This window comes from Providencia sp. 2023EL-00965, from assembly GCF_033550225.1.
GTDB lineage: Bacteria > Pseudomonadota > Gammaproteobacteria > Enterobacterales > Enterobacteriaceae > Providencia > Providencia manganoxydans.
Genome location: NZ_JAWUEH010000001.1, coordinates 336,870 through 357,717 on the forward strand (window position 1 = coordinate 336,870; position 20,848 = coordinate 357,717).

General features: G+C 37.9%; 19 protein-coding genes and 1 pseudogene. 8 read left to right on the plus strand and 12 right to left on the minus strand.

The window, feature by feature from the left end:
* The first annotated feature begins 359 nt into the window (after nt 1-359).
* Entirely contained in the window at nt 360-1,277 is a 918-nt protein-coding gene (locus SC428_RS01565; RefSeq protein ID WP_318705689.1) for a hypothetical protein, read from the plus strand.
* A 291-nt stretch (nt 1,278-1,568) separates the two neighbouring features.
* Here the strand turns inward: SC428_RS01565 and SC428_RS01570 are convergent, their stop codons facing one another.
* On the minus strand, nt 1,569-2,048 hold the full coding sequence (locus SC428_RS01570) for an Hcp family type VI secretion system effector (protein ID WP_318705691.1): 480 nt from the start codon (nt 2,046-2,048) through the stop codon (nt 1,569-1,571).
* Nucleotides 2,049-2,721: 673 nt separating this feature from the next.
* Here SC428_RS01570 and SC428_RS01575 point away from each other — a divergent pair.
* Entirely contained in the window at nt 2,722-3,183 is a 462-nt protein-coding gene (locus tag SC428_RS01575; protein ID WP_318705693.1) for a GNAT family N-acetyltransferase, read from the plus strand.
* 125 nt (nt 3,184-3,308) lie between these two features.
* Here the strand turns inward: SC428_RS01575 and SC428_RS01580 are convergent, their stop codons facing one another.
* The gene (locus SC428_RS01580; protein ID WP_318705695.1) at nt 3,309-3,806 is read right to left on the minus strand and encodes a GNAT family N-acetyltransferase; all 498 of its coding nucleotides are present in this window, start codon (nt 3,804-3,806) and stop codon (nt 3,309-3,311) included.
* A 27-nt stretch (nt 3,807-3,833) separates the two neighbouring features.
* Nucleotides 3,834-4,451, minus strand: coding sequence for a TetR/AcrR family transcriptional regulator (locus tag SC428_RS01585; protein ID WP_070928033.1), 618 nt, complete (start codon nt 4,449-4,451; stop codon nt 3,834-3,836).
* Nucleotides 4,452-4,616: 165 nt separating this feature from the next.
* On the opposite strand from SC428_RS01585, the gene SC428_RS01590 reads away from it, so the two are divergent.
* Nucleotides 4,617-5,819 carry an MFS transporter gene (locus tag SC428_RS01590; protein ID WP_318705698.1) on the plus strand — a complete coding sequence of 401 codons (1,203 nt, stop codon included), beginning with the start codon at nt 4,617-4,619 and terminating at the stop codon, nt 5,817-5,819.
* 95 nt (nt 5,820-5,914) lie between these two features.
* Here SC428_RS01590 and SC428_RS01595 read toward each other — a convergent pair whose 3' ends face one another.
* Nucleotides 5,915-7,015 (minus strand): alkene reductase, encoded by a 1,101-nt coding sequence (locus SC428_RS01595; protein WP_318705700.1) that lies wholly within the window; start codon nt 7,013-7,015, stop codon nt 5,915-5,917.
* Nucleotides 7,016-7,067: 52 nt separating this feature from the next.
* On the minus strand, nt 7,068-7,670 hold the full coding sequence (locus SC428_RS01600) for a TetR/AcrR family transcriptional regulator (RefSeq protein ID WP_070928027.1): 603 nt from the start codon (nt 7,668-7,670) through the stop codon (nt 7,068-7,070).
* A 113-nt stretch (nt 7,671-7,783) separates the two neighbouring features.
* Between SC428_RS01600 and SC428_RS01605 the strand changes: the two genes are divergently transcribed.
* Nucleotides 7,784-8,602 carry an aminoglycoside adenylyltransferase family protein gene (locus SC428_RS01605; RefSeq protein ID WP_081335944.1) on the plus strand — a complete coding sequence of 273 codons (819 nt, stop codon included), beginning with the start codon at nt 7,784-7,786 and terminating at the stop codon, nt 8,600-8,602.
* Between the two features lie 58 nt (nt 8,603-8,660).
* Nucleotides 8,661-9,749, plus strand: a complete 1,089-nt coding sequence (gene mnmH / locus SC428_RS01610; RefSeq protein WP_318705701.1) for a tRNA 2-selenouridine(34) synthase MnmH — start codon at nt 8,661-8,663, stop codon at nt 9,747-9,749.
* A gap of 125 nt (nt 9,750-9,874) precedes the next feature.
* Here the strand turns inward: mnmH and SC428_RS01615 are convergent, their stop codons facing one another.
* Both SC428_RS01615 and SC428_RS01620 read right to left on the minus strand, forming a co-directional pair.
* Entirely contained in the window at nt 9,875-11,107 is a 1,233-nt protein-coding gene (locus tag SC428_RS01615; RefSeq protein ID WP_318705790.1) for a transketolase-like TK C-terminal-containing protein, read from the minus strand.
* Nucleotides 11,091-11,306, minus strand: a complete 216-nt coding sequence (locus SC428_RS01620) for a hypothetical protein (RefSeq protein ID WP_318705702.1) — start codon at nt 11,304-11,306, stop codon at nt 11,091-11,093. Before SC428_RS01620 ends, SC428_RS01615 begins: the two co-directional genes overlap by 17 nt.
* A gap of 153 nt (nt 11,307-11,459) precedes the next feature.
* Here SC428_RS01620 and SC428_RS01625 point away from each other — a divergent pair, with 153 nt between their 5' ends.
* The gene (locus SC428_RS01625; RefSeq protein WP_318705703.1) at nt 11,460-11,894 is read left to right on the plus strand and encodes a MarR family winged helix-turn-helix transcriptional regulator; all 435 of its coding nucleotides are present in this window, start codon (nt 11,460-11,462) and stop codon (nt 11,892-11,894) included.
* On the opposite strand, the gene SC428_RS01630 is transcribed toward SC428_RS01625, so the two are convergent.
* The 4 genes and pseudogenes from SC428_RS01630 to SC428_RS01645 form a co-directional block, all read right to left on the minus strand.
* Entirely contained in the window at nt 11,891-12,259 is a 369-nt protein-coding gene (locus SC428_RS01630; RefSeq protein WP_318705704.1) for a hypothetical protein, read from the minus strand. The two genes, SC428_RS01625 and SC428_RS01630, sit on opposite strands and share 4 nt — an antisense overlap.
* A gap of 211 nt (nt 12,260-12,470) precedes the next feature.
* Entirely contained in the window at nt 12,471-12,734 is a 264-nt protein-coding gene (locus SC428_RS01635) for a DUF3811 domain-containing protein (protein WP_070928017.1), read from the minus strand.
* Between the two features lie 128 nt (nt 12,735-12,862).
* The gene (locus SC428_RS01640; RefSeq protein ID WP_318705705.1) at nt 12,863-14,263 is read right to left on the minus strand and encodes an amidohydrolase; all 1,401 of its coding nucleotides are present in this window, start codon (nt 14,261-14,263) and stop codon (nt 12,863-12,865) included.
* A 136-nt stretch (nt 14,264-14,399) separates the two neighbouring features.
* A pseudogene (locus SC428_RS01645) lies at nt 14,400-15,047 on the minus strand (LysE family transporter).
* Nucleotides 15,048-15,244: 197 nt separating this feature from the next.
* Between SC428_RS01645 and SC428_RS01650 the strand changes: the two are divergent.
* Both SC428_RS01650 and SC428_RS01655 read left to right on the plus strand, forming a co-directional pair.
* A complete protein-coding gene (locus SC428_RS01650) occupies nt 15,245-16,336 on the plus strand; it encodes an efflux RND transporter periplasmic adaptor subunit (RefSeq protein ID WP_070928012.1) in 1,092 nt (363 codons plus the stop codon).
* Nucleotides 16,333-19,419: an efflux RND transporter permease subunit gene (locus SC428_RS01655; RefSeq protein ID WP_318705706.1), complete on the plus strand. Its 3,087-nt coding sequence runs from the start codon at nt 16,333-16,335 to the stop codon at nt 19,417-19,419. Before SC428_RS01650 ends, SC428_RS01655 begins: the two co-directional genes overlap by 4 nt.
* 64 nt (nt 19,420-19,483) lie before the next feature.
* Here the strand turns inward: SC428_RS01655 and SC428_RS01660 are convergent, their stop codons facing one another.
* The gene (locus SC428_RS01660; RefSeq protein WP_283125732.1) at nt 19,484-20,845 is read right to left on the minus strand and encodes a hypothetical protein; all 1,362 of its coding nucleotides are present in this window, start codon (nt 20,843-20,845) and stop codon (nt 19,484-19,486) included.
* Nucleotides 20,846-20,848 lie beyond the last annotated feature (3 nt).

Genomic DNA, 20,848 nt, shown 5'->3' on the forward strand with positions numbered 1-20,848 from the left:
ACAGGTTTAACGTTTTTACCTAAATCGTGGAAATCGTCCAGTGATGAGAAATCGAAATCGGATATTTTGATTTTCTTACAGTTAGATGTGGATCAAGAGAAAACGCAGCCATTTGGACGCTTGAAATAATCGGCGGCGGTGACGCGTTCGCGCCGCCCGCAGCGGTGCGAGGACGCACGAATGCGTTACCGTCGCTGATGTTACCAATAGTTAGAAAGGTTGTGCTTTGTATTGATATTGTTAGATGTTTTCAGTGTAAGTGCAATTAATAGGGGTTTTGATTGCATATTACATAAGTGAAATTTATACTGTCAACTAGTTAAAATCTATAACAAATAATCAATAAGGGAAATATACACATGATGGATGATTTTGATGAGGGCTGGATATACCGCTCTAAGAATTCTGAGCAATGGATGAAATTAACCGATGATGCCGCTGAATTGGGAGCTAGCGTTGCAAATGATATTTATCAAGGAGTAAGTCGGTTATCACTTCGAGAGTTTTCAATGGATCCTTCTAAATTAAATCCATTTCACGCTCGCTATTTTGAGCATAATTTAATTCCTCTAAGAACCGCGTTAAGGCAAACAATGAACGATGAGGAATTACAAATAGTTATCATTTTATATCGAGTTTTATCTTCTCCATTCAAGTATTATGAGGTTATATTTGATTTAGTTTCAACCATTTTCGATTCTATAATTGCTATTTCATCCAATGAAAAGATAGAAGTCATTCTACAAGCTTTGGTTGAGAATGGCTTAATTGATGATGTAACCATTGCTCAACAACTTAAAAATTATTTTAAAGATAAGTTTTCCTTTTCAATGTCAGGCTTTATTCATAGTGTCACGAATATTAATCCATACCTTAATTATGAGAGCCCTCAAAACGTATTAGAGCGCTTTGCTGCAAAAATCCTCGTTAAAGATGCTTTGGTATATACATTATCAAATCTTATTGCAATTATTATTCTAAATAATCTATCTAAAGCAGCGGTTATTAGAGGCTCTATAGGGCTTCCAACCCTTGCTATTTCTGGATACGGCATGATTGAAAAAATGTCTATATCATCAAGGAAATTATATAGAACACATCCAGTTATTTATAGTAAGTTAAGAGAAAAAAACATTAATATGTTATATTATTTTGCTGAGCCACTTTTAAGCAAAATATTAACATTGGTTTCTTCTAGTGATAGTAAATTAGTTTTGGATAATTTATATTTATCTTTTAATGAACTAATTAAAAACGCCATGGTAGCAGGTAAATAACATGATCGATTTTGTTAGAGCAATGCTAAGTTTGATATTTTTGGAGATTTTTATGTGGGTAAATATATTGATTTCAGTTTTCATATCAATGTCAATATATCTTTTCCTTCAAGATTTTGGGGTTGATAGTGCAGGAACCGCATTGATTTTATTTTTGCTGTCGTTTATTGGATTGTTTTACATTAAAACTATTATTTGTAATAAACTTAACATTAAAAAAAGATAATTTTTTATAAAGGTTTTTATCTTATTAAGAACAATTAATTACTTAATGACAAAAACCTTTTTCTTTTAGAAATTATTATTGTCATTGATACTATAGCCAGACGTTCCTGCGGTTATATGGCTATATGTAATATCTCTGTATATAATAGAAAAAGATTCTTCTGGTTGCATATCATTACTATTTATAGAATGTGGTACTCTTATATTACGATGAATTATATAAGCCTCATTGATTTTTACGACCAAGTATTTTTCCATGGAGCCATTTGTTGCAGTTTTATAAAAACTTAATTCTAATTTAAGCTTTTCATTATTTGAATTCGCAATTAAAAGTAAAGGTGTAGACTTATCAATTATCTTAATTAAATCAATAGGGTGATGAGTCATATTTTGTACACGTGATGTTGATTCTGAGTATTGAAGAATAAATATTTCATCCTTATGATTAAGCTGAAATTTATTCCCAATTGAATCTTCGGTTCCACAGCCTTTAGAGATTAAGCCTTGCTTTTCACCCGTCAGCTTTAAATAAATTATATTAGACATTGATATCAACAACCTATGTAGTTTTAAATAGTACAAAATAGTAACACAACGTTGATTCTTAAATCAAATTAATCACTCTTTATGCCGTCAGGCATGTAAGGCGGCAAGTAATCGTTTCAAAGATAACCATCAGTTAAACCGCCAATAAAACGGGGGGACTTATCGAGTAGCAAGTAACACGCTTCGCGCTGTCTGACGGGTTTTGCTTTTAGCGAGATTAAAGCGGTTCAGTGGCTTGACGGTCGGAGACAAAAGACCATTTCAGCGATAAACGAACCAACACGATTAACCAGCCAGAACGCTGGATTCCTTCATTTCATACCTAGGTTCACATAATGAATATTATGTTAAATTGAATGCAATAACTTCATAAGATGGGTCCTTTCAATAATTTACCGCTTCAAAGCCCTATTGACTCAGATACGTGTTGAGAATTTTAATGAGATACTCGATACAGCATTTACGCATAGGTAAAAAACAGATACTGACCGAACAACTTATTTTAAACCAAACCTCTATCAAATATCTTGTGATGTGATTTCAATCTTCACCACATGCACATCATCGTGACCTTTTCTTTCTTATTATATTTGTTGTTGCGCTTCAGGCATTGAGATAATCTTTAGAATAAATTATTCAATTCTGCGTGGATCCCCAATAAGGACTTAATAATATGTCGATTAGTATTAATATAGCTAATGCCTCTGAAGCAAAAGAACTTACAACAATCGCTCTGGAATCTAAACAATACTGGGGATACAGTTCTGACTTTATTGAGATGTGCCGTGATGAACTCACATTGAAAGAAGCCGATTTTGTTAACTCTTTAATTTTGGTCGCAAGAAATAATGAAAAATATTGTGGTTTTGTTCAACTCAAATTGAATGATAACGCAGGACAAGGAGAACTAGAAAAGCTATTTGTCGCACCCTCTTTTATTGGCCAAGGGATTGGCAAAACCTTGTATGAACGAGCTGTGGAACATGCACGAAAGATGAACATAAAAGAGCTAGTACTTGATGCAGATCCTAATGCTGAAAATTTTTATAAAAAAATGGGCGCAATAACGATGTACAATACACCTTCAGAGTCAATCCCTGGACGATTTATACCAAAAATGAAAATAACAATATAATCAATTGGTTAGGATTGCACAGTCAATAATGGCTTGCACTAATTACTAAAGGCAAATTAACGATGCTTTTACTTCTGTGTAATGTAGATCCCAAATTTTGCAATATTAGGTTTATACAAAAAGCCTTAGCGAAGGATTAACGCCATCAATATTTCGTCTCGATATTCCGTGCCCTCTTTCAGCGCACGAGGTTCAACACCGTAGATTTTGAAACCATGTTTTTCATAGAGGTTGATAGCAGCGGTATTTCCATCTACTACGCTGAGCATGATTTGCTCAACATGCTTAAGAGCATAATTTTTCACTGACTGTAATAGCTTTTCCGCTATACCTAACCCTCGAAATTCAGGCTCAACAAAAACACTCGATAAATAAGCTTTGTGAGCATCTTTAATGCCATCATCTTGTTTAAAGACACACAAACCGACAATCTTTTCGTCTATGTATGCACCGAATGCTGTAAAACTATCCAACCGTTTTGCAAAAGATTGAATTGGTTGTTTTTCCTCACAATCATAAATTGAACCAAACATCTCTGGAGATTTCTTCAACGCTGACAAGCGAATGTTACGAAAATCTTGTACATCAGCTACTCCGAGTAGACGAATTTTAGGTTCAATCATAGTATTAATTTTATTTCCTTAATATTGCTAGTTAATATCAACATCAAAAATTGACCATGCTTTGATCGCATTTAGGATCACTTGATTAAGCTTATCAATATCCGCGCCATCACAGGCTTGTATTGTTAACCCGTTGATCACTGTAATATAAAAATCAGTAATTGCATGAATTGGTGCATTTGGAGCAATATCACCTTCTTCAATGCCCTGCTCCAATCTTTTCAGCAAAATTTCTTGATAATTTTGTCTTTTTTCATGTACGTTCTGTGATACTTCTTCGATTTGTTTTGCACCATTCATCGTGGCAGTGATAAGCATACAACCTGCGGGTTTATCAGGTTGCGCCAATCTTTTTGCTGTATCATACATTAATAATTCAATCGCAACTTTAGCTGTCTTCGCTTGCTTCATGATAGCAAGGATGGGACATGCCTCATGGGTTAAATAATAATCAATACATTGATTAAATAAGGCAGCTTTATCACCGAAAGCACAATATAAACTAGGCGCAGTGATGCCTAGTGATTTAGTCAAATCACTAATTGAGGTGGCAACATAACCATTTTCCCAAAACAGTAACATCGCCTTAGCTAAAGCTTCTTGCTGATCAAAGCCTTTTGGACGTCCGCGTTTTGTCTGAGTCATATACTTGTTTTCCAACAATTAATTTCATATCACTGTTTTATTTTATAGTGATCACTATAAAATAAATTGACAGCCATCATGTTTCCATTAAGAATAGCTCAATTCTATAGTGACCGCTATAGAATTATATATTAACTAGCAACAATAACTTAATAAGGTAAACACATGGCAATACCTAACCTTTCTACACACAATGGTAACTGGCTTTCGCTAATATCTGCAACTTTTGCTTGCTTTATTATTGTGACAGGTGAATTTTTGGCCATAAGTGTCATCAATAATATCGCATATGACTTTCAGATTTCTGTAGGCACCGCTGGCCTAACCGTGACTGTTACATCTATCGCAGGTATGGCATCTGCATTACTCGTGCCTATCTATGCCAAAACACTCGATAGACGACAAGTCCTACTATTTCTAGTGGTATTAATGATAGTTGCTAATGCCATTACAGCATTAGCAACCAATTATTATCTTGTTTTATTAGGACGATTCATTCTAGGTATTGCTTTGGGGGGATTTTGGGGAGTCTCAGCTGGGTTAGTCTTACGTTTAGCTCCTAAAAATATGCCCGTTACGACTTCTGTAACTATATTCTTTTCTGCTGTCACATTCGTTACTGTGTTTGGAGTACCGTTAGGTTCTTGGCTAGGTAATTTATATGGCTGGAGAGCTCCCTACTTTATTTTAGTGATCCTTGGTGTGATAGCTTTTGTTATGCAATATCTATCTCTACCTTCATTAAAACCATCATCGACAATGCAATGGAAAGAATTATTATTACTTCCTTCTCATCCTATTGCTCGTAAAGGTTTAATTATATTTTCATTAATATTTTTAGCTCACTTTGCCGCATATAACTATTTTACTGTTTTCTTTAAAGAAACGATTAGTTTTTTAGATGAGCAGATCTCTGCATTATTACTGGTTTTTGGTATTGCTAGTTTTCTGGGTAATGTACTAGCAGGCTATGTTGGTAAATATAATGTGCGTTACAATTTTGCAATTAGTGCATTTTTATTATCAGTCACATTTTTAGCTTTATCTATTTGGCATTTTAGTTGGTTCAATAGTGCAATGATTGTGTTTTTATGGGGGGTGGCGGCAGGTATGATACCCGCGACAATTAATATGTGGATGCACGTTCATGTTCCTGAATTAGTTGAAAAAGGTTCCGCACTTATCACATTCATGTTTTTAATTTTAATTACTATTGGTAGCTTAGTTGGCGGCTATATCATGGATAATTTTAATGGTTATATCTTGATGGTAAGTATGTTACTGGTCGCATCATTAGCGTTTGTATTAATATTCACATTAACCCATCGTATCAAAAATGCTCAGAGAAAGATTGTTGAATGTCCTTAACCAAATGCTCAAAAATGTTTGAATAATAAAAAATCCGATATTGAATTAATATCGGATTTTTTTATTTAATATATTATTTTATCAATAACGAATTGTTATAAAAGAAATGGATAGTCAGTATAACCTTCTGCGCCTCCACCGTAGAAACTTTCAGGGCGCTGTGGATTAAGCTCAGCGTTCTGCTGAAGCCTAGCAACTAAATCTGGATTCGCAATAAAATCGCGGCCAAATGCAACTGCATCAATTAAGCCTTTTCCTATCAATGAGGCTGCTTTTTCTGTGGTGTAAGCTCCCGCGCCAATAATCACTCCACTGAAACGTTCACGAACTTTTTGACGAAAATCCTCGGTGTAAGGTTTCCCTCCAGCCCAATCAGGTTCAGACATGTGGATGTAGGCTATCTTACGTTTTTCAAGTTCTTCAATTAAATAGAGCGCATCTTCTACTTCATTTGGTCCATTATCGGTATTTTGAAAAGAGCCAATTGGGGAAATACGGATACCGATACGTTCTGAACCCAATTCATCACAAACTGCATCCACCACCTCTAAAAGAAAACGTGCACGGTTTTCTCTACTTCCACCATACTGATCTGTTCTATGGTTTGCTGATGGTGATAAAAATTGATGTAGCAAATATCCGTGTGCTGCATGTAATTCAATCATATCAAAGCCCGCTTCATTTGCATTAGCTACAGCTTTACGGAAATCATTAACAATACCCGGAATTTCAGATAGTTCTAAAGCACGTGGTGTCGATGTATCAACACGGGTAATATTACCATTCTCATCACGCAATGAGGTTCGTGTACCTGAATTAATTGCTGAAGGTGCGACAGGCACTTGCCCGTTAGGTTGTACACTGGTATGTGAGATACGTCCTGTATGCCATAACTGTACAGCAATATGCCCTCCTGCTTTATGAACATCTGAAGTGATTTTTTTCCATGCTGTGATTTGTTCGGCACTATAAATTCCCGGAGCCCCTGCATAGCCTTTAGCTTGCGCTGAAATTTGTGTTGCCTCAGTGATAATTAATCCAGCAGTTGCTCTTTGCTGATAATATTCGGCCATCAACGGAGTTGGGATATCACCAGGTTCAATACTACGTAATCGAGTCAGTGGAGCCATAAATATACGATTGGGCGCAGTGAATGTACCTATCTTAATGGGTGTAAATAGTTTTTCTTGTAACATTTAACCTCCGAAAATTAGACCGGTCGACTAGTAACTAGGAAAATAAAAACGCCTATTCACTTTCAGGCGCTGTGATTAATTTTTCGATATGTGAAATGGCGCTTTTTACCGGCGCATCACTACGTAAAATTTTGGCTTGTAAATTTGCTCCAAGCCATAATGAATAAAATACTTGTGCGGTTGAAAATGGATCTCCCTGAAAAGAAAGCGACTTTTCTTCTCGGCCATTTTCTAAGGCCTGAGCTAACAATGCGATTACTTGGCTAACCCCATTATTCATCGCTGCATTCATGTCTTCTGATAAATCGCAGACTTCAGCTGACAATTTAACGGTTAGGCAACCCTTTACATGTTCTAGCAAACAAGTATTGTTTAAAACATTTCCATAATAAGTCAGAAAACGCTCCCGATAGTTCCCTTTCCCATGCTCAAAGTGGTCAGATAAGTCTTGCAAATAACCTGCATAATAGCGTTCAAGCATAGCAACGCCAAATGCCTCTTTTGAGCGAAAATAATGGTAGAATGACCCTTTAGGTACTTCAGCGGTTTTTAACAATTCACTTAGCCCCATCCCAGTAAAACCAAGGTGGAGGCAAAGGCGTTCGCCAGTGGTTAAAAGGTGTTCACGGGTGTCATGTTCAGTTTTTCTGTTCATATGGATACCATAATAGACCGACCAGTCTAATGCAAGTGTGTTTTATAGAAAGATTGGATATATCTTATATATTTTTCAGTATATTATATTAAAAACAAATACATGGGTGAAATGTGATTTTTGAAAATATTGATAATGATATTCGTGAGCAAGTGAAAGCAGCTTGTGAAATTATTCAACAAAACATTGGAAAACAGCTTAACAGTATTCATTTATATGGCTCAGCTCTACTTGGAGGATTAAAACCATTAAGTGATATCGATTTATTGGTGACTGTAAATGCCCCTCTTTCAGAACAACAGCGTAAAAATTTAATGACGCAATTTCTGAACATTTCGGCCTGGCCCGGAGCGGATCCACAATATAGAGCATTAGAGATTACCATATTACTCAATGACACCATCAAGCACTGGCATTATCCGCCTAAACGTGAATTGCAATTTGGCGAATGGCTGCGTGATGATATTAACGCGGGGATTTATGAAGCACCTCAAATTGACCCAGATATTGCGATTTTAATCACTAAAATTCGGCGACATAATATTGTTCTATTTGGTGATGAAGCAACGATAAATTTTCCAGCCATTCCTCGCGAAGATCTCGCTCAAGCCTTTATATCGACGTTAGACCAATGGAACGCCCCTGCTGATTGGGAGAATGACGAATGTAATATCATTCTTGCTTTAGCGCGCATTATGTATACGCTCACTACTGGTGAAATTGAGTCCAAATCGGTAGCTGCCGATTGGTTAATTGAGAGAATTTCAGAACCTTTACATCAGCAACTGATTATGGCCGCGAAACAAACCTATTTAACGGGCGAAGTATTCGATGCTTCAAACAAAACCGCCATTACATGTTGTATTTTAGCGATAAAGGCGCAGTGTAAGCATTTAATTGCAATACAAAATACGGATCATTACGTGCCATAATCGCCATACAGGCGTATAGTGACCTCTGGTTTAATTTTGATTAACTATAGTTTTATTTATGGAATTAATACATTCACAACAAAATATCCGAGAGATATTAGCCACAGATACTCCGCTAATTGATGTTCGAGCACCGATTGAATTTAATCAAGGTTCAATGCCCGCAGCTTATAATTTACCATTAATGAGTGATGAAGAACGTTCAGCGGTAGGCACATGTTATAAGCAACAAGGATCTCAGAAAGCCGTTGAACTTGGTCATCAATTAGTGAGCGGTGAAATTCGTGATAGGCGAATAGCTGCTTGGCGCGATGCATGTATTAAAAACCCTCAAGGCTATATTTGCTGTGCTCGTGGTGGAATGCGTTCACACATTGTTCAACAATGGCTTCATGAAACGGGTATCGATTATCCACTCGTGAGTGGAGGCTATAAAGCAATAAGACAAACAATCATTGAATCGACCGAAGAGTTATTACAGCGGCCTACTGTTTTAGTTGGTGGATGTACGGGTAATGGTAAAACGATGTTAGTACGTGAATTACCTGATGGTATTGATCTTGAAGGTATTGCACATCATAGAGGTTCATCGTTTGGTCGAACTTTACAGCCTCAGTTTCCACAAGCAACATTTGAAAACTATTTGGGCGTTCAATTACTGAAAAAATCTTCACATACTGCACGTTGGATATTCGAAGACGAAAGCAAGGCGATCGGAGCAAACAGTTTACCTGAACCATTACGTCATAAAATGGCTACAGCTTCATTAGTTGTTGTTAGTGATCCTTTCGAGCAGCGGTTACAGCGGTTAAAACAGGAGTATTTTGATAGTATGACCCGCGATTTTTTACGCTGTTATGGTGAGGAACAAGGCTGGTTAGCCTATAGTGAATATTTGCATCATGGCTTATCTGCGATACGCCGTCGCTTAGGTTCTCAACGTGCGTTAGAGCTAACAGCCTTATTAGACATAGCCTTAATTGAGCAGAAAAAAACAGGCTCCACAGAAGCCCACTTTACTTGGTTATGTCCTTTGTTAAACGAATACTATGATCCTATGTACAATTATCAATTAGATAAAAAACAGGAAAGAATAGCTTTTCGGGGAACTTATTCAGAAGTATTTGAATGGCTAACCACACATTAGTGTAAAACCTAAAAAACAAATCGCTTTATTAAATAATAATTATGATATGTACGTTAAAAATCAAAAATTTTTTTGTCTTTATACGAAAAAGATAACCCACCAATCGTGGGTTATCTGCTATCAAATTAGTTTACCTCTGCGGGAGCCACTTTTTCAGGATCAATACCATACAATTGAATCGCCCGCTGAACTTCAGTTCTTGGAATGATATTATCATCGGCTAATAGCTTCAGTGCCGCAATAGCAATGAAATGACGATCAACTTCAAATAATTCACGCAAAGCTTCACGAGTATCTGAACGTCCAAAACCATCTGTACCTAATGAAATAAACTTACGTTCAGGCAAATATGGCCTTATTTGGTCACCGACTATTTTCATATAGTCTGTTGCAACGACGACAGGTCCTGAGTGTGGTGCCATCAATTGCTCAATATAGCTTTTTCTCGGCTCCTCTTCTGGGTGAAGCATATTCCAACGTTCCGTTGCCATGCCATCACGTCTTAATTCGGTTAAGCTCGTTGCACTCCAAATATTGCTCTCAATAGCAAAGTCCGCCAGCAATATATCTGCGGCCGCTAAGGTTTCATTCATTATTGATCCACTGGATATCAGCTGCACACGCTTTTCACTATCCATAGACTGCGCTGTGAATTTCAGCAAATAGGCCCCTCGTAAAATACCATTTTCAACGCCTTCAGGCATCGCAGGTTGTTGATAATTTTCATTTAATAAGGTGATGTAATAATAGATATCTTCTTGCAATGTGTACATGCGATACATGCCATTACGAATAATAACAGCGAGTTCATAGGCATAAGATGGATCGTATGAAATACAACTAGGGATCACTGATGATAATACATGGCTGTGCCCATAATCATGTTGTAATCCTTCTCCCATTAAAGTTGTTCGCCCAGAGGTCGCACCCAGCAAGAAGCCTTTTGTCCTTGCGTCGGCTGCTGCCCACGCTAAGTCACCAACACGCTGTAAACCAAACATGGAGTAGAAAATATAAAACGGAATTGTTGGCACATCATGATTGCTATATGAAGTACCTGCTGCAATCCATGTTGATATAGCGCCTGATTCATTAATTCCTTCTTGAAGGATCTGCCCATCTTTAGCTTCTTTGTAATAACTTAATTGGCCTGCATCTTGCGGAGTATACAGCTGCCCTATCCATGAATGGATCCCTATTTGTCTAAACAATCCTTCCATCCCAAAGGTTCTTGATTCATCAGGTACAATAGGCACAATTAATTCGCCAAGGTTTTTATCTTTTAATAATACATTGAGGATATTGACAAAAGCGGTCGTCGTTGATTGAGTACGTTCACCACTACCTAGGCTGTTTATCTACAGGTATTGAATTAACGTAAGGCGTAGTCACTACGGTATGATAATCGCCATAAACCAGTTGATCTGCCTCGGTCATTTTTTCGAGCAAAAAATGTGCTCGCTCAAGGCCATCCAGTACAGTCACATCATTAAAAGCTTCTATCCACTCGGCAGTTTCCAATGGATCTAGATCATTTTTTATTGCAGGTGAGGACATAATTTCTCCAAATATTTTCTTTCTATCGTAGGTAATACGCCCACATACAATTGCAATTGCTATAGTTGCAATTGCAATCATGGTAAAAGTGACTGTATCCTTTTATAATTGCAATTGCAACTTTTTCCGGGACTTAATAAATGGCGGATAGTGATGAGCAAAAAACCTGATTTATGGTTTTCTTTCGTAAGAGCCCATAAGTTAATTATTAGAAAAATTGAAGCGAAATTAGCTGAAGCAAAGCTCCCGATATATGCATGGTATGATGTGCTTTGGGGCTTAGAGAGCGGTAAAGATGGAACTCGGCGTATGCATGAGCTCGCTGACATGGTTATAATTGAACGGTATAACTTAACTCGACTTATTGACCGCCTTGAAAAAGAGCAATTGGTAGTTAGATCACGTTCAGATGATGACCGCAGAGCTGCCTTTGCTACTATTACTGAAAAAGGAAAAGCCCTTAGAAAAGAAATGTGGGCAGTTTACCAAACTGTGATCAAGGAGCATTTTATTAGTCAGTTTAGTGCAGACGAAATCACTCGCTTTGCTGAAGCTTTAGATGCCTCAGCAAGAGAAGTTAGAGATTAATTATTTTCGATACCTAAGAGATGGATTGCATTTTCTAATATATCGGTAGACAGTTTTTGCTGTTCAACTAATCTTTTTAATGCACATAATGCGATCCATTCAGGCTGAGGATAACTCGCTTCTCCATGTATTTGTGGATCTGAACCGATTGCGGTGAACTTAGCAGTAACAAACGGCTTGATTTGGCTAGCAATTAAATAGTTGTAATCAGTCACAGCAATAACCGGCCAATCCTCTTTTCCAAAGCACCGTTCTATATGTGATTTGACTAACGGGTTTTGAACATTTTGTTGTCGATTACAGGCTTGCACAGCTTGCCTTGTTTTAACTGTTGTCGAAGGCATCTTAAAATATTGGGTTAACATACTCTAGCCTGAAATATAATCGCATTTGCAATGATTGTAATTGCAATCATATGGAGAGTCAAATAGATAGATAGCGAAACTGTGTTCGTTGCTAAGCTGCTAAAAAAAGGGAATAAAGGGGAGTTTTTGAATCAACTAGACATACAGAATCCACGTTAAGGACTCTGTATCGGGCAGAAATAAATGCGCTAACGTGTAATTAATCTATGATTTAACGAAGGCCTCGACGATGGTTATTAGATGACCAACTGAATGTTTCATCACTAGAAACTAATTTATCTTTTTTCTTTTGTGCTCTGGCTTTTTTAGCGGCTAACTCAACTTCTTTAGATATTTCAGTGACTATTGCCGTCTTTACCCTACTGTGTTCCGCATTCGTTAATTCACGCCCCAATTTTTTTCTTTCCTGACCTAAGCGTGTTTTTACTCTAAATAACTGCGCTTCGGTCATCTCTTGTAGCGTTAACATCTTCATTTTATCACCTCGGTCATCGCGTAGGAGATAATAATATAACACTGAACAAACCATGCTGACTATGAAGAATATCAATAGAGCTGATACCATAACAACAATGATGGTATCAGCGTTGCTATTGGTTAGTGTTACTTAACAGCTTCACCGCTGGCTATCACTGTTTCACGCACTTGTTGTGCGAATTTTTGGGCTTCTTTGATAATCGCTTTTTCATCAACGGTTAGTAATTGGCGATCTTTCATTAATACTTTGCCATCAACGATAGTATGACGGACATCTCCGCCATTTGCCCCATATACTAATGCGGCATATGGACTATACATTGGAACCATATTGGGGGCTTTAGTATCAACAACAATAATATCGGCTAACTTACCCACCTCCAAAGAACCAAGTTTATCTTCCATATGCAATGCTTGAGCTGATCCCATAGTCGCCATTTTAACGACCGTCAATGGAGGCATGGCAGAACGATCTTTATTCTCTAATTTATGAATTTTCCCGACTAAGCCTAACTCGTTCATGGTGGTTAAGGTATTGCTCGACATAGGGCCATCAGTACCAAGACCAACACGAACGCCCTTTTCTAGCATTTTTGTCACTGGGGCAACACCTTTCGCCGATTTAGTATTTGCACTGATATTATGGGCTACGCCAACATCATATTGCTTCAATAAATCAATGTCTTTGTCATCAACCATAATGGCATGAGCTGCGATCACTTTATTATTTAATGCACCGATATCAGCCATATATTGAACAGGACTTTTCCCTCCCGTACGCTTAGCTATTTCCGCTTGTTCACGGTCAGTTTCAGCTAAATGGATTGTGACGGGAACATCAAGTTGTTGCGAAAGCTTGGCTATTTTCTGTAGATGCTCCGTAGAATTGGTATATGGGGCATGGGGCGCGAATGCAGGTGTAATGCGCGGATGATCTTTATATTGATTAATAAAGTTCATAGCATAAGCAATACCTTCATCTGCATTTTGTGCATCCGCAACAGGAAATTGGATCACTGATTCACCAAGAACTGCTCTATTCCCCATTTTGTCGACAGATTTAGCGACTTCATCTTCAAAATAATACATATCAACATAAGTAGTAACGCCGCCTTTCACCATTTCTACGTTACCCAAGTTCGCCCCAATCCGTACCATATCACGTGACACCATTTTATTTTCAAGTGGGAAGATATAGCGGTGAAGACGATCAGGCACATCATCTGCCAATGAACGAAACACGGTCATTGAGGCATGAGTATGGGTATTGATTAAACCAGGCATAACAATATCGCCATCAACATTCAATACATCTGTGGCTTGGTATTCCTTAGCTAGCTCAGCGCCACCTACGGCAATTATTTTATTATCCTTTATCACCACAGTGCCATTTTCAATCACCTTATTTTGAGGATCCATGGTGAGAACGGTTCCATCAACAATCATTAAAGATGCCTCTTTGAGGGCATAGCTGGAAAAAGAAGTAGCAATAATTGTTAATGCCAGCACTGATTTAGAAAAAGACATAATGACCCCATAAGAATTAAGATATTTAAATATGATACCCTTATGAATAATAGAGATAAACATGCATATAGCGGTTACACTCCCACAACACCCGCTACCAATAATAAACTAAAGACTACGCCATCTATAGTCATGATCATATTTTGCGATAAATCAGCTCATCTATACCTTGGATAATTAATCTTGAGGCCAATCCCCCAAGTATCACCCCTACTACTTTCCCAACGATTTTATGGATCCGTGAGTAGGTTCACCTTACTGATGATAAAGAAAAGGTTTGGCACAAAATAATGCGCCAAATAAGTGACGCCGTCACAATACCTAACCAGATCACGATTTTTGCCCACAGTGGGGTATCTGCATTTAGCGTTGTTGAAAAAATACTGATAAAAAACAGAATAGTTTGTGGGTTCGATAAATCAGAAATTAACCCTCGCCTAAAATAAATAATAGTGTGCAATTTTTCGATTTCGCTATCTGTATTTAAATTGAGCTGTGTTTTATTACGAAAAGTCGAGATAGCATAATAAAGTAAATAAGCCCCACCTAAAATTTTAATAATAGAAAAGAATTCACCAAATTGTGTCATTAAAGCCACTAAGCCAAATAGCCCTAATCCTGAATAAATGGCATTACCTAACACAACCCCATAGCCACACGTTAAACCTGCCCGCTTCCCCGAACTCAATGTGGTTTGTACAACGACAAACAAATTCGCTCCAGGGTTAAGAAATGTCAATATAAACAAGAACAACGTGACAATAATGCTATGTAGAGGATCCATACGTTAGCCACCTATTAGAAAGTTATAATTCACCTGAAACTTATCATAATGTTTAGCACTATAACTCAAGCGTAAATTACTTTTCTTTTCTGACTTCACAAGCTTAACGAAAAATTAAGGTTTAACTTTGGTTTATGGTAATCAGCACTACGTTTCATTATGTTACCGGCAATGCTACTCAGGGAACATATGTATTTATGAGACGTTTTATTACTACTTCATCTTTACTATTTTTTTTATTTATTTCACCAATATCTAATGCAGAAAATATGCGTTTGAGTGTCACTCAACCACAAAAAACTCAATATGTAGACACACTTTCTTTGCCTGGTAAATTTGTGGCAAAAAATGAAATAGCAATTGGTTCACCACTACAGCAACAAATGGTCATTGATGTGTTTGTTGAAGAAGGTGAATCGGTTGAAAAAGGTCAATTACTTGCAACTTTAGAGTCACCAGTGCAAAGCGCCGCGGTCAAACAATTGCAAGCAGAGACTGAAAAAGCAAGTGCTTATATTAGGCAGCAAAAAGCCTTATCAGAACAGTCACAAAAAGAACTTGCTCGCTTAAAACCCTTGGCACGCTCTGGTGTTATTTCAGCTAATGATTTTGAAAAAGCCAAATCAGAAGCATTAGCCCAATCGGCTATGCTTGAAGCTAGCAAAGCAGAATTACGTCAATTGCAGGCACAGCTTATGAAAGAACAGAGCCAGCAAGATAAATCGCGAATTATTGCTCCTGTCGCGGGGGTGATCAGTGAACGCCATGCGATACGCGGTATGTTATCTGATAATCAATTGCTATTTAAAATCATTGAAAACGATGACATAGAATTTGAAGCACTGGCGCATGCCTCAGAGTTAAAACGCTTATCGTCAGTTGAGACAATTGTATTAACAACCTCAGATAAACAGCAGTTTTCAGGGAAAATACGCTATATCTCACCTAAATTAGACAGTATATCGCAGCTAGGGAAAATACGTGTTTCATTAGACTCCGACAAATCACATATTCAAATTGGTGAGTCAGGTGTAATGACGGTCAGTAATGCAGCAAAAATGCAAACTACTTTGCCTTACAGTGCGATTAGAACGCTTGATAATGGCGAACGGATTATTTTCACTGTCGATAACAATGTCGTGAAATCGCAGAAAGTCACTGTTGGTAGAATACAGGCTGGAGATATTGAAATCCTTTCACCATTACTCGCTGACCTTGATGTTGTGACCAATGCGCAAGCGTTTTTAACAGAGAATGATACGGTTACACCAGTAAGGGCTAAGCCATGAAATTACAGCTATCGTCTTGGGCGATAACTCGCCCTATCCCGACTATTGTCATTTTTTTGGCGCTGACCATCGCAGGTATATTTTCATTTATTAATTTACCCGTGACTGCAAATCCTGTCATTAACTTTCCAATTGTCACCGTAACCGTTACTCAAGATGGCTCATCACCCACCGAACTTGAAAATGCGGTTACCAAACAAGTTGAACGTGCCGTTTCTGGTATTCCAGGTATTCGTCATATTTCATCTACTATTACTGAAGGTGTTTCAACCACTACCGTTGAATTTGATTTAAATATTGATTCATATATTGCGACCAACGATATTCGCGAACAAATTTCGCAAATTAGAAGTGATTTACCACAAACTATCGATGAACCGTTAATTAATCGTATTGATGTCGAAGGAGGGGCAATTTTACGTTATGCCGTTGCATCAGATAATCAATCAATTGCCGATTTGTCTTGGTTTGTTGATGATACGATTAGCAAACAACTTATTATGATCCCCGGCGTACAAAAAGTTAGCCGTTTAGGTGGTGCAGAAAGTGTTATACGTGTTGAACCTGATGCAAATAAACTTGCTGCATTACAGCTTTCAATTGTCAGCCTTAATGAATTACTGCGCGGTGTGCATCAAAATTCAGCCGGTGGCTCATCTAAATATAACGCATTACAACACACTATCCGTGTGCTAGGCGAAAAGAATAATATCGATGAAATCAAAAATATTCAGTTACCTGTTGGTGAACAACAATGGATTAAACTTGATGACATTGCAACCATTTATCATGGACAAAAAACCTCGAAAACTTTTTCCCAATTAAATGGGGCCGATGTAGTTGGTTTTGCGGTTTTTCGTGCTAAAGATTCGAGTGATACCGTAGTCGCAGCAGGTGTAGATAACGCAATTGCAGAGTTAAAACAAAAACATCCTGATATTGATATTCAGCTGGTTTCTTCAACCGTCAAATATACCGAATCCAGTTATCATTTAACTATCCAAACGCTATTAGAAGGTGCATTCTTAACGGTCATCATCGTTTTCTTCTTTTTAAAGAGTTGGCGAGCCACCTTAGTGGCCGCAGTGGCTCTGCCTCTATCAATATTACCAACCTTTTTTATACTGGCGCTATTTGGTTATACATTAAATAGTATTACCTTGTTAGCTTTAACGTTAGTGATTGGTATTTTAGTCGATGATGCTATTGTTGAAATTGAAAATATTCAAAAATACATTGAGCGCGGAGAACGCCCTTATTTAGCGGCATTAAAAGCCTCAGATGCGATTGGTTTTGCCATTGTTGCTATTACATTAACGATTGTTGCCGTATTTTTACCGGTTAGCTTTATTGGTGGTTTCGTCGGTAAATATTTTGTTCCCTTTGGTATCACGGTTTCTGCCGCTGTATTGTCCTCTTTATTAGTGGCTCGGTTGGTTACGCCATTAATGGCTGCATATTTACTATTACCCAGCAAAAGAGCTATTACAAAACACACGACACCACAATGGATTGTGAACTATACAAAGTTGTTATTAGCTACCTTAAAGCACCGTAAATTAGCACTTTCATTGGCACTGATGTTCTTAGTGGGTTCTGTTTCAACAGTCGCTTATTTACCTGCTGGTTTTATGCCTGAAGGTGATATTAGCGTTAGCCAAATTGAGGTTGAATTACCTCCAGGTACACCTGTCGAAGAAACACAGCAAGCTATTATTCATATGGCATCATTATTACACCAGCGAGAAGAGATTAAATCTATCTACACTATTGCAGGGATCAGCGACGATGCTGAGGGTATCGCTCAACATAAAGGCCAATTAATTTTAACGTTAACTGAACCCGATGAAAGGGAAATGTCACAAAAACAATTCGAAAACTCGATTGCACATTTACTTCAGCAAAGCCCTGACGCTCGTTACACTTTCAGTAATAGTGATGGCAATAAAGAGTTTTCACTCACCTTTACAGGTACAGACCCACAAGAACTAGAACATCAAATGCATATATTGCGTGACAGTATTGCTAAGATAAAAGGCATTAATAATGTTCGCGTGGTTAAGCCATTATTGCGTAAAGAGCTAATCGTTAAACCAATTACTCGCGATCTTGGCCGTACCGCCGTTAATGTCGATGAAATCGCCAATACTTTGCGTGTTGCTACAATGGGAGAAGCTAATTCACGAAGTGCGAAATTTAACTTACCGGAACGCCAATTAGCCTTACAGGTGATATTACCCGATTACCAGAAAGATGATGTCAACGTTTTGAATAATCTTTATGTACGCAATAACCAACAACAAAATATTCCTATAAAGTCGATAGCAAATATTGATTTTAGCGATGGCCCATCACAGATTGACCGTATCAATCGCTCCAGAAAAATGTCAATTGAGGGTAATTTAGAGGGATTAACCTTGGGTGAAGCGTTAGAAAGTGTCATGGCATTACCCGAATACAACGCTCTACCAACGAGTGTGACTCAATTAGAATATGGCGATATGGAATATATGAATGACATGTTCAATCGTTTCAGTACCACAATGCTATTTAGTATTTTACTCGTTTTTGCCATCTTAATTATTTTATTTAAGGATTTCATGCAGCCTATTACTATTTTAGCTGCATTACCCTTTTCCATTGGCGGTGCGATTATTGCTTTAGTGTTATATGGTGCCATGATTGATTTACCGGTGATTATCGGTATTTTAATGTTAATGGGGATCGTGACTAAAAACTCAATATTATTAGTCGAGTTTATCTTAGAAAAAGAGCGTTCAGGCTTAAGCCGTGAATTAGCAATTGTCGAAGCCGGTCAAGAACGGATCCGCCCTATTATTATGACAACATTTGCCATGATCGCAGGAATGATACCATTAGTATTAACGACAGGTGCTGATGCAGGCTTTAGAGCACCAATGGCTGTTGCTGTCATTGGTGGGTTATTAAGCTCTACGATATTGAGTTTATTATTTGTACCCGTTATTTATAGCTTTATTGATGACCTAAAAAAGAAACTATTGCCGCTACTAGCGAAGTTTACATCCGTAACAAAAGCAGATCGTGATGTGAAACATTGGTAATCACTAAAAAGGGCTTAATTGCCCTTTTTAGTTAAATAATTAGTAAAATAAATAACTTCTAAATCTATTTATTTAATGTTCTATATTGGGTTTGTTCAATGACCCTATGAACCTGCTCATTTTCTTGATTTGCGGTTTCTATCACTTTCATTTCACCGCTGCCCGCCGGTAAGGCTCTATCTAATGTGAGTTCAGCATCTGACTTCGCAATAATATCTTGTAGTTGTTGATGTTGATGACACCAAATAGCATCAACATCATGATCACGTTGGGTATCGCGCTGCGAAGAAAATGCAACAGTACGTGCTTGAAAACGAGTTTGCTTCCCTCCAAGCTCCAAACCATAGCCAGGCGTAGCCGGATGAGTCACCACCACTTGGCCATTTGCTAGCCATGAGGCAACAGAACTATCACGCACTTCATAACCTAATTTGCTAAGCCCTTCAAGGACGATGGTACGCTGAGCTTGAGTGACAATTTGTTGTTCTAATTGCGCTATAGCGGCTTCTATTTGTATGATCAGTTGCTCAATTTGCATAATTGAAGCGCTTGATGATAATTGACTAGCTTGCTGGCTGAGTAAGGTGAATTCTGTGCTGTTAAAGCTATTGAGCTCATCACTAACTTGTTCTAACCGTTCCATCAGTTCAATACGTTTTTGACTGTCACGTAGCTGTGCGGCTATCGTCATGATCAATGAGTCCGCACGAACATGGCGCTGGGTACCTTCAGGCATTAATTCAATGTCAGCTAACGTCTCTGAATAGCCTATAACTTGTTGTTCTCCTGCTAAAATTTTTACTTTTTCAATCATCAAAGCAATCTGTTCACACTGCATAGAAAACGGGGTTTGTGGAACTCCACTGTGCCAAAATACGTTCTTGCTGTCGGACTGAGCTTTTAATTGTTTAAGTAACTCACTTTGATGCGTTGAAGGAACTTGTGCGAGATTTTCAATTAATGAAATTGCACGGAAAGTGAGATTGGCTAACTGTTCCTGATCTAATGAACTTGCTCGTTGCAACTCAGTCATTAACGCGGTTTCATTAGGAGCTTGCTGTTGTAGTAGCGTAATCAACCCTGCTAGGTTGCGTTGTCGATGAAATTGACTACGAGCTTGTGCGGCTTGTTCTTCAATCACTTGCTCACGAATTTGGCGCATTTCACCGTTAAGACTTGCAATAAAACTCTCCATTTTTTGATTAAATGAAATGAGTTCTCTCGATTTGAGTCGATATAATCGTTGGCTATGTTCCACTAACTTTCGATGCGCTGCGATGAATTGATCGGTTTTTGCATCTTTGTTACGTTGCTGTTCGTTGAGCTTTTGCCATTGTTTAAATACCCGATTCATGACTGCAAGTTGACGTTGGCAAAGGATTTCATGCCTTTCTCGTACTGAAATTTGATAAACCGCGGAGCTCATATT

Bases quoted from the DNA above. Each gene is read 5' to 3' on its own strand.
- SC428_RS01575 (WP_318705693.1), top strand. From the start codon at position 2,722: ATGTCGATTAGTATTAATATAGCTAATGCCTCTGAAGCAAAAGAACTT.
- SC428_RS01650 (WP_070928012.1), top strand. From the start codon at position 15,245: ATGAGACGTTTTATTACTACTTCATCTTTACTATTTTTTTTATTTATT.
- SC428_RS01565 (WP_318705689.1), top strand. From the start codon at position 360: ATGATGGATGATTTTGATGAGGGCTGGATATACCGCTCTAAGAATTCT.
- SC428_RS01580 (WP_318705695.1), bottom strand. From the start codon at position 3,806: ATGATTGAACCTAAAATTCGTCTACTCGGAGTAGCTGATGTACAAGAT.
- SC428_RS01625 (WP_318705703.1), top strand. From the start codon at position 11,460: ATGAGCAAAAAACCTGATTTATGGTTTTCTTTCGTAAGAGCCCATAAG.
- SC428_RS01620 (WP_318705702.1), bottom strand. From the start codon at position 11,306: ATGTCCTCACCTGCAATAAAAAATGATCTAGATCCATTGGAAACTGCC.
- SC428_RS01600 (WP_070928027.1), bottom strand. From the start codon at position 7,670: ATGAACAGAAAAACTGAACATGACACCCGTGAACACCTTTTAACCACT.
- SC428_RS01570 (WP_318705691.1), bottom strand. From the start codon at position 2,048: ATGTCTAATATAATTTATTTAAAGCTGACGGGTGAAAAGCAAGGCTTA.
- SC428_RS01595 (WP_318705700.1), bottom strand. From the start codon at position 7,015: ATGTTACAAGAAAAACTATTTACACCCATTAAGATAGGTACATTCACT.
- SC428_RS01635 (WP_070928017.1), bottom strand. From the start codon at position 12,734: ATGAAGATGTTAACGCTACAAGAGATGACCGAAGCGCAGTTATTTAGA.
- SC428_RS01630 (WP_318705704.1), bottom strand. From the start codon at position 12,259: ATGTTAACCCAATATTTTAAGATGCCTTCGACAACAGTTAAAACAAGG.
- SC428_RS01640 (WP_318705705.1), bottom strand. From the start codon at position 14,263: ATGTCTTTTTCTAAATCAGTGCTGGCATTAACAATTATTGCTACTTCT.
- SC428_RS01655 (WP_318705706.1), top strand. From the start codon at position 16,333: ATGAAATTACAGCTATCGTCTTGGGCGATAACTCGCCCTATCCCGACT.
- SC428_RS01585 (WP_070928033.1), bottom strand. From the start codon at position 4,451: ATGACTCAGACAAAACGCGGACGTCCAAAAGGCTTTGATCAGCAAGAA.
- SC428_RS01590 (WP_318705698.1), top strand. From the start codon at position 4,617: ATGGCAATACCTAACCTTTCTACACACAATGGTAACTGGCTTTCGCTA.
- SC428_RS01660 (WP_283125732.1), bottom strand. From the start codon at position 20,845: ATGAGCTCCGCGGTTTATCAAATTTCAGTACGAGAAAGGCATGAAATC.
- mnmH (WP_318705701.1), top strand. From the start codon at position 8,661: ATGGAATTAATACATTCACAACAAAATATCCGAGAGATATTAGCCACA.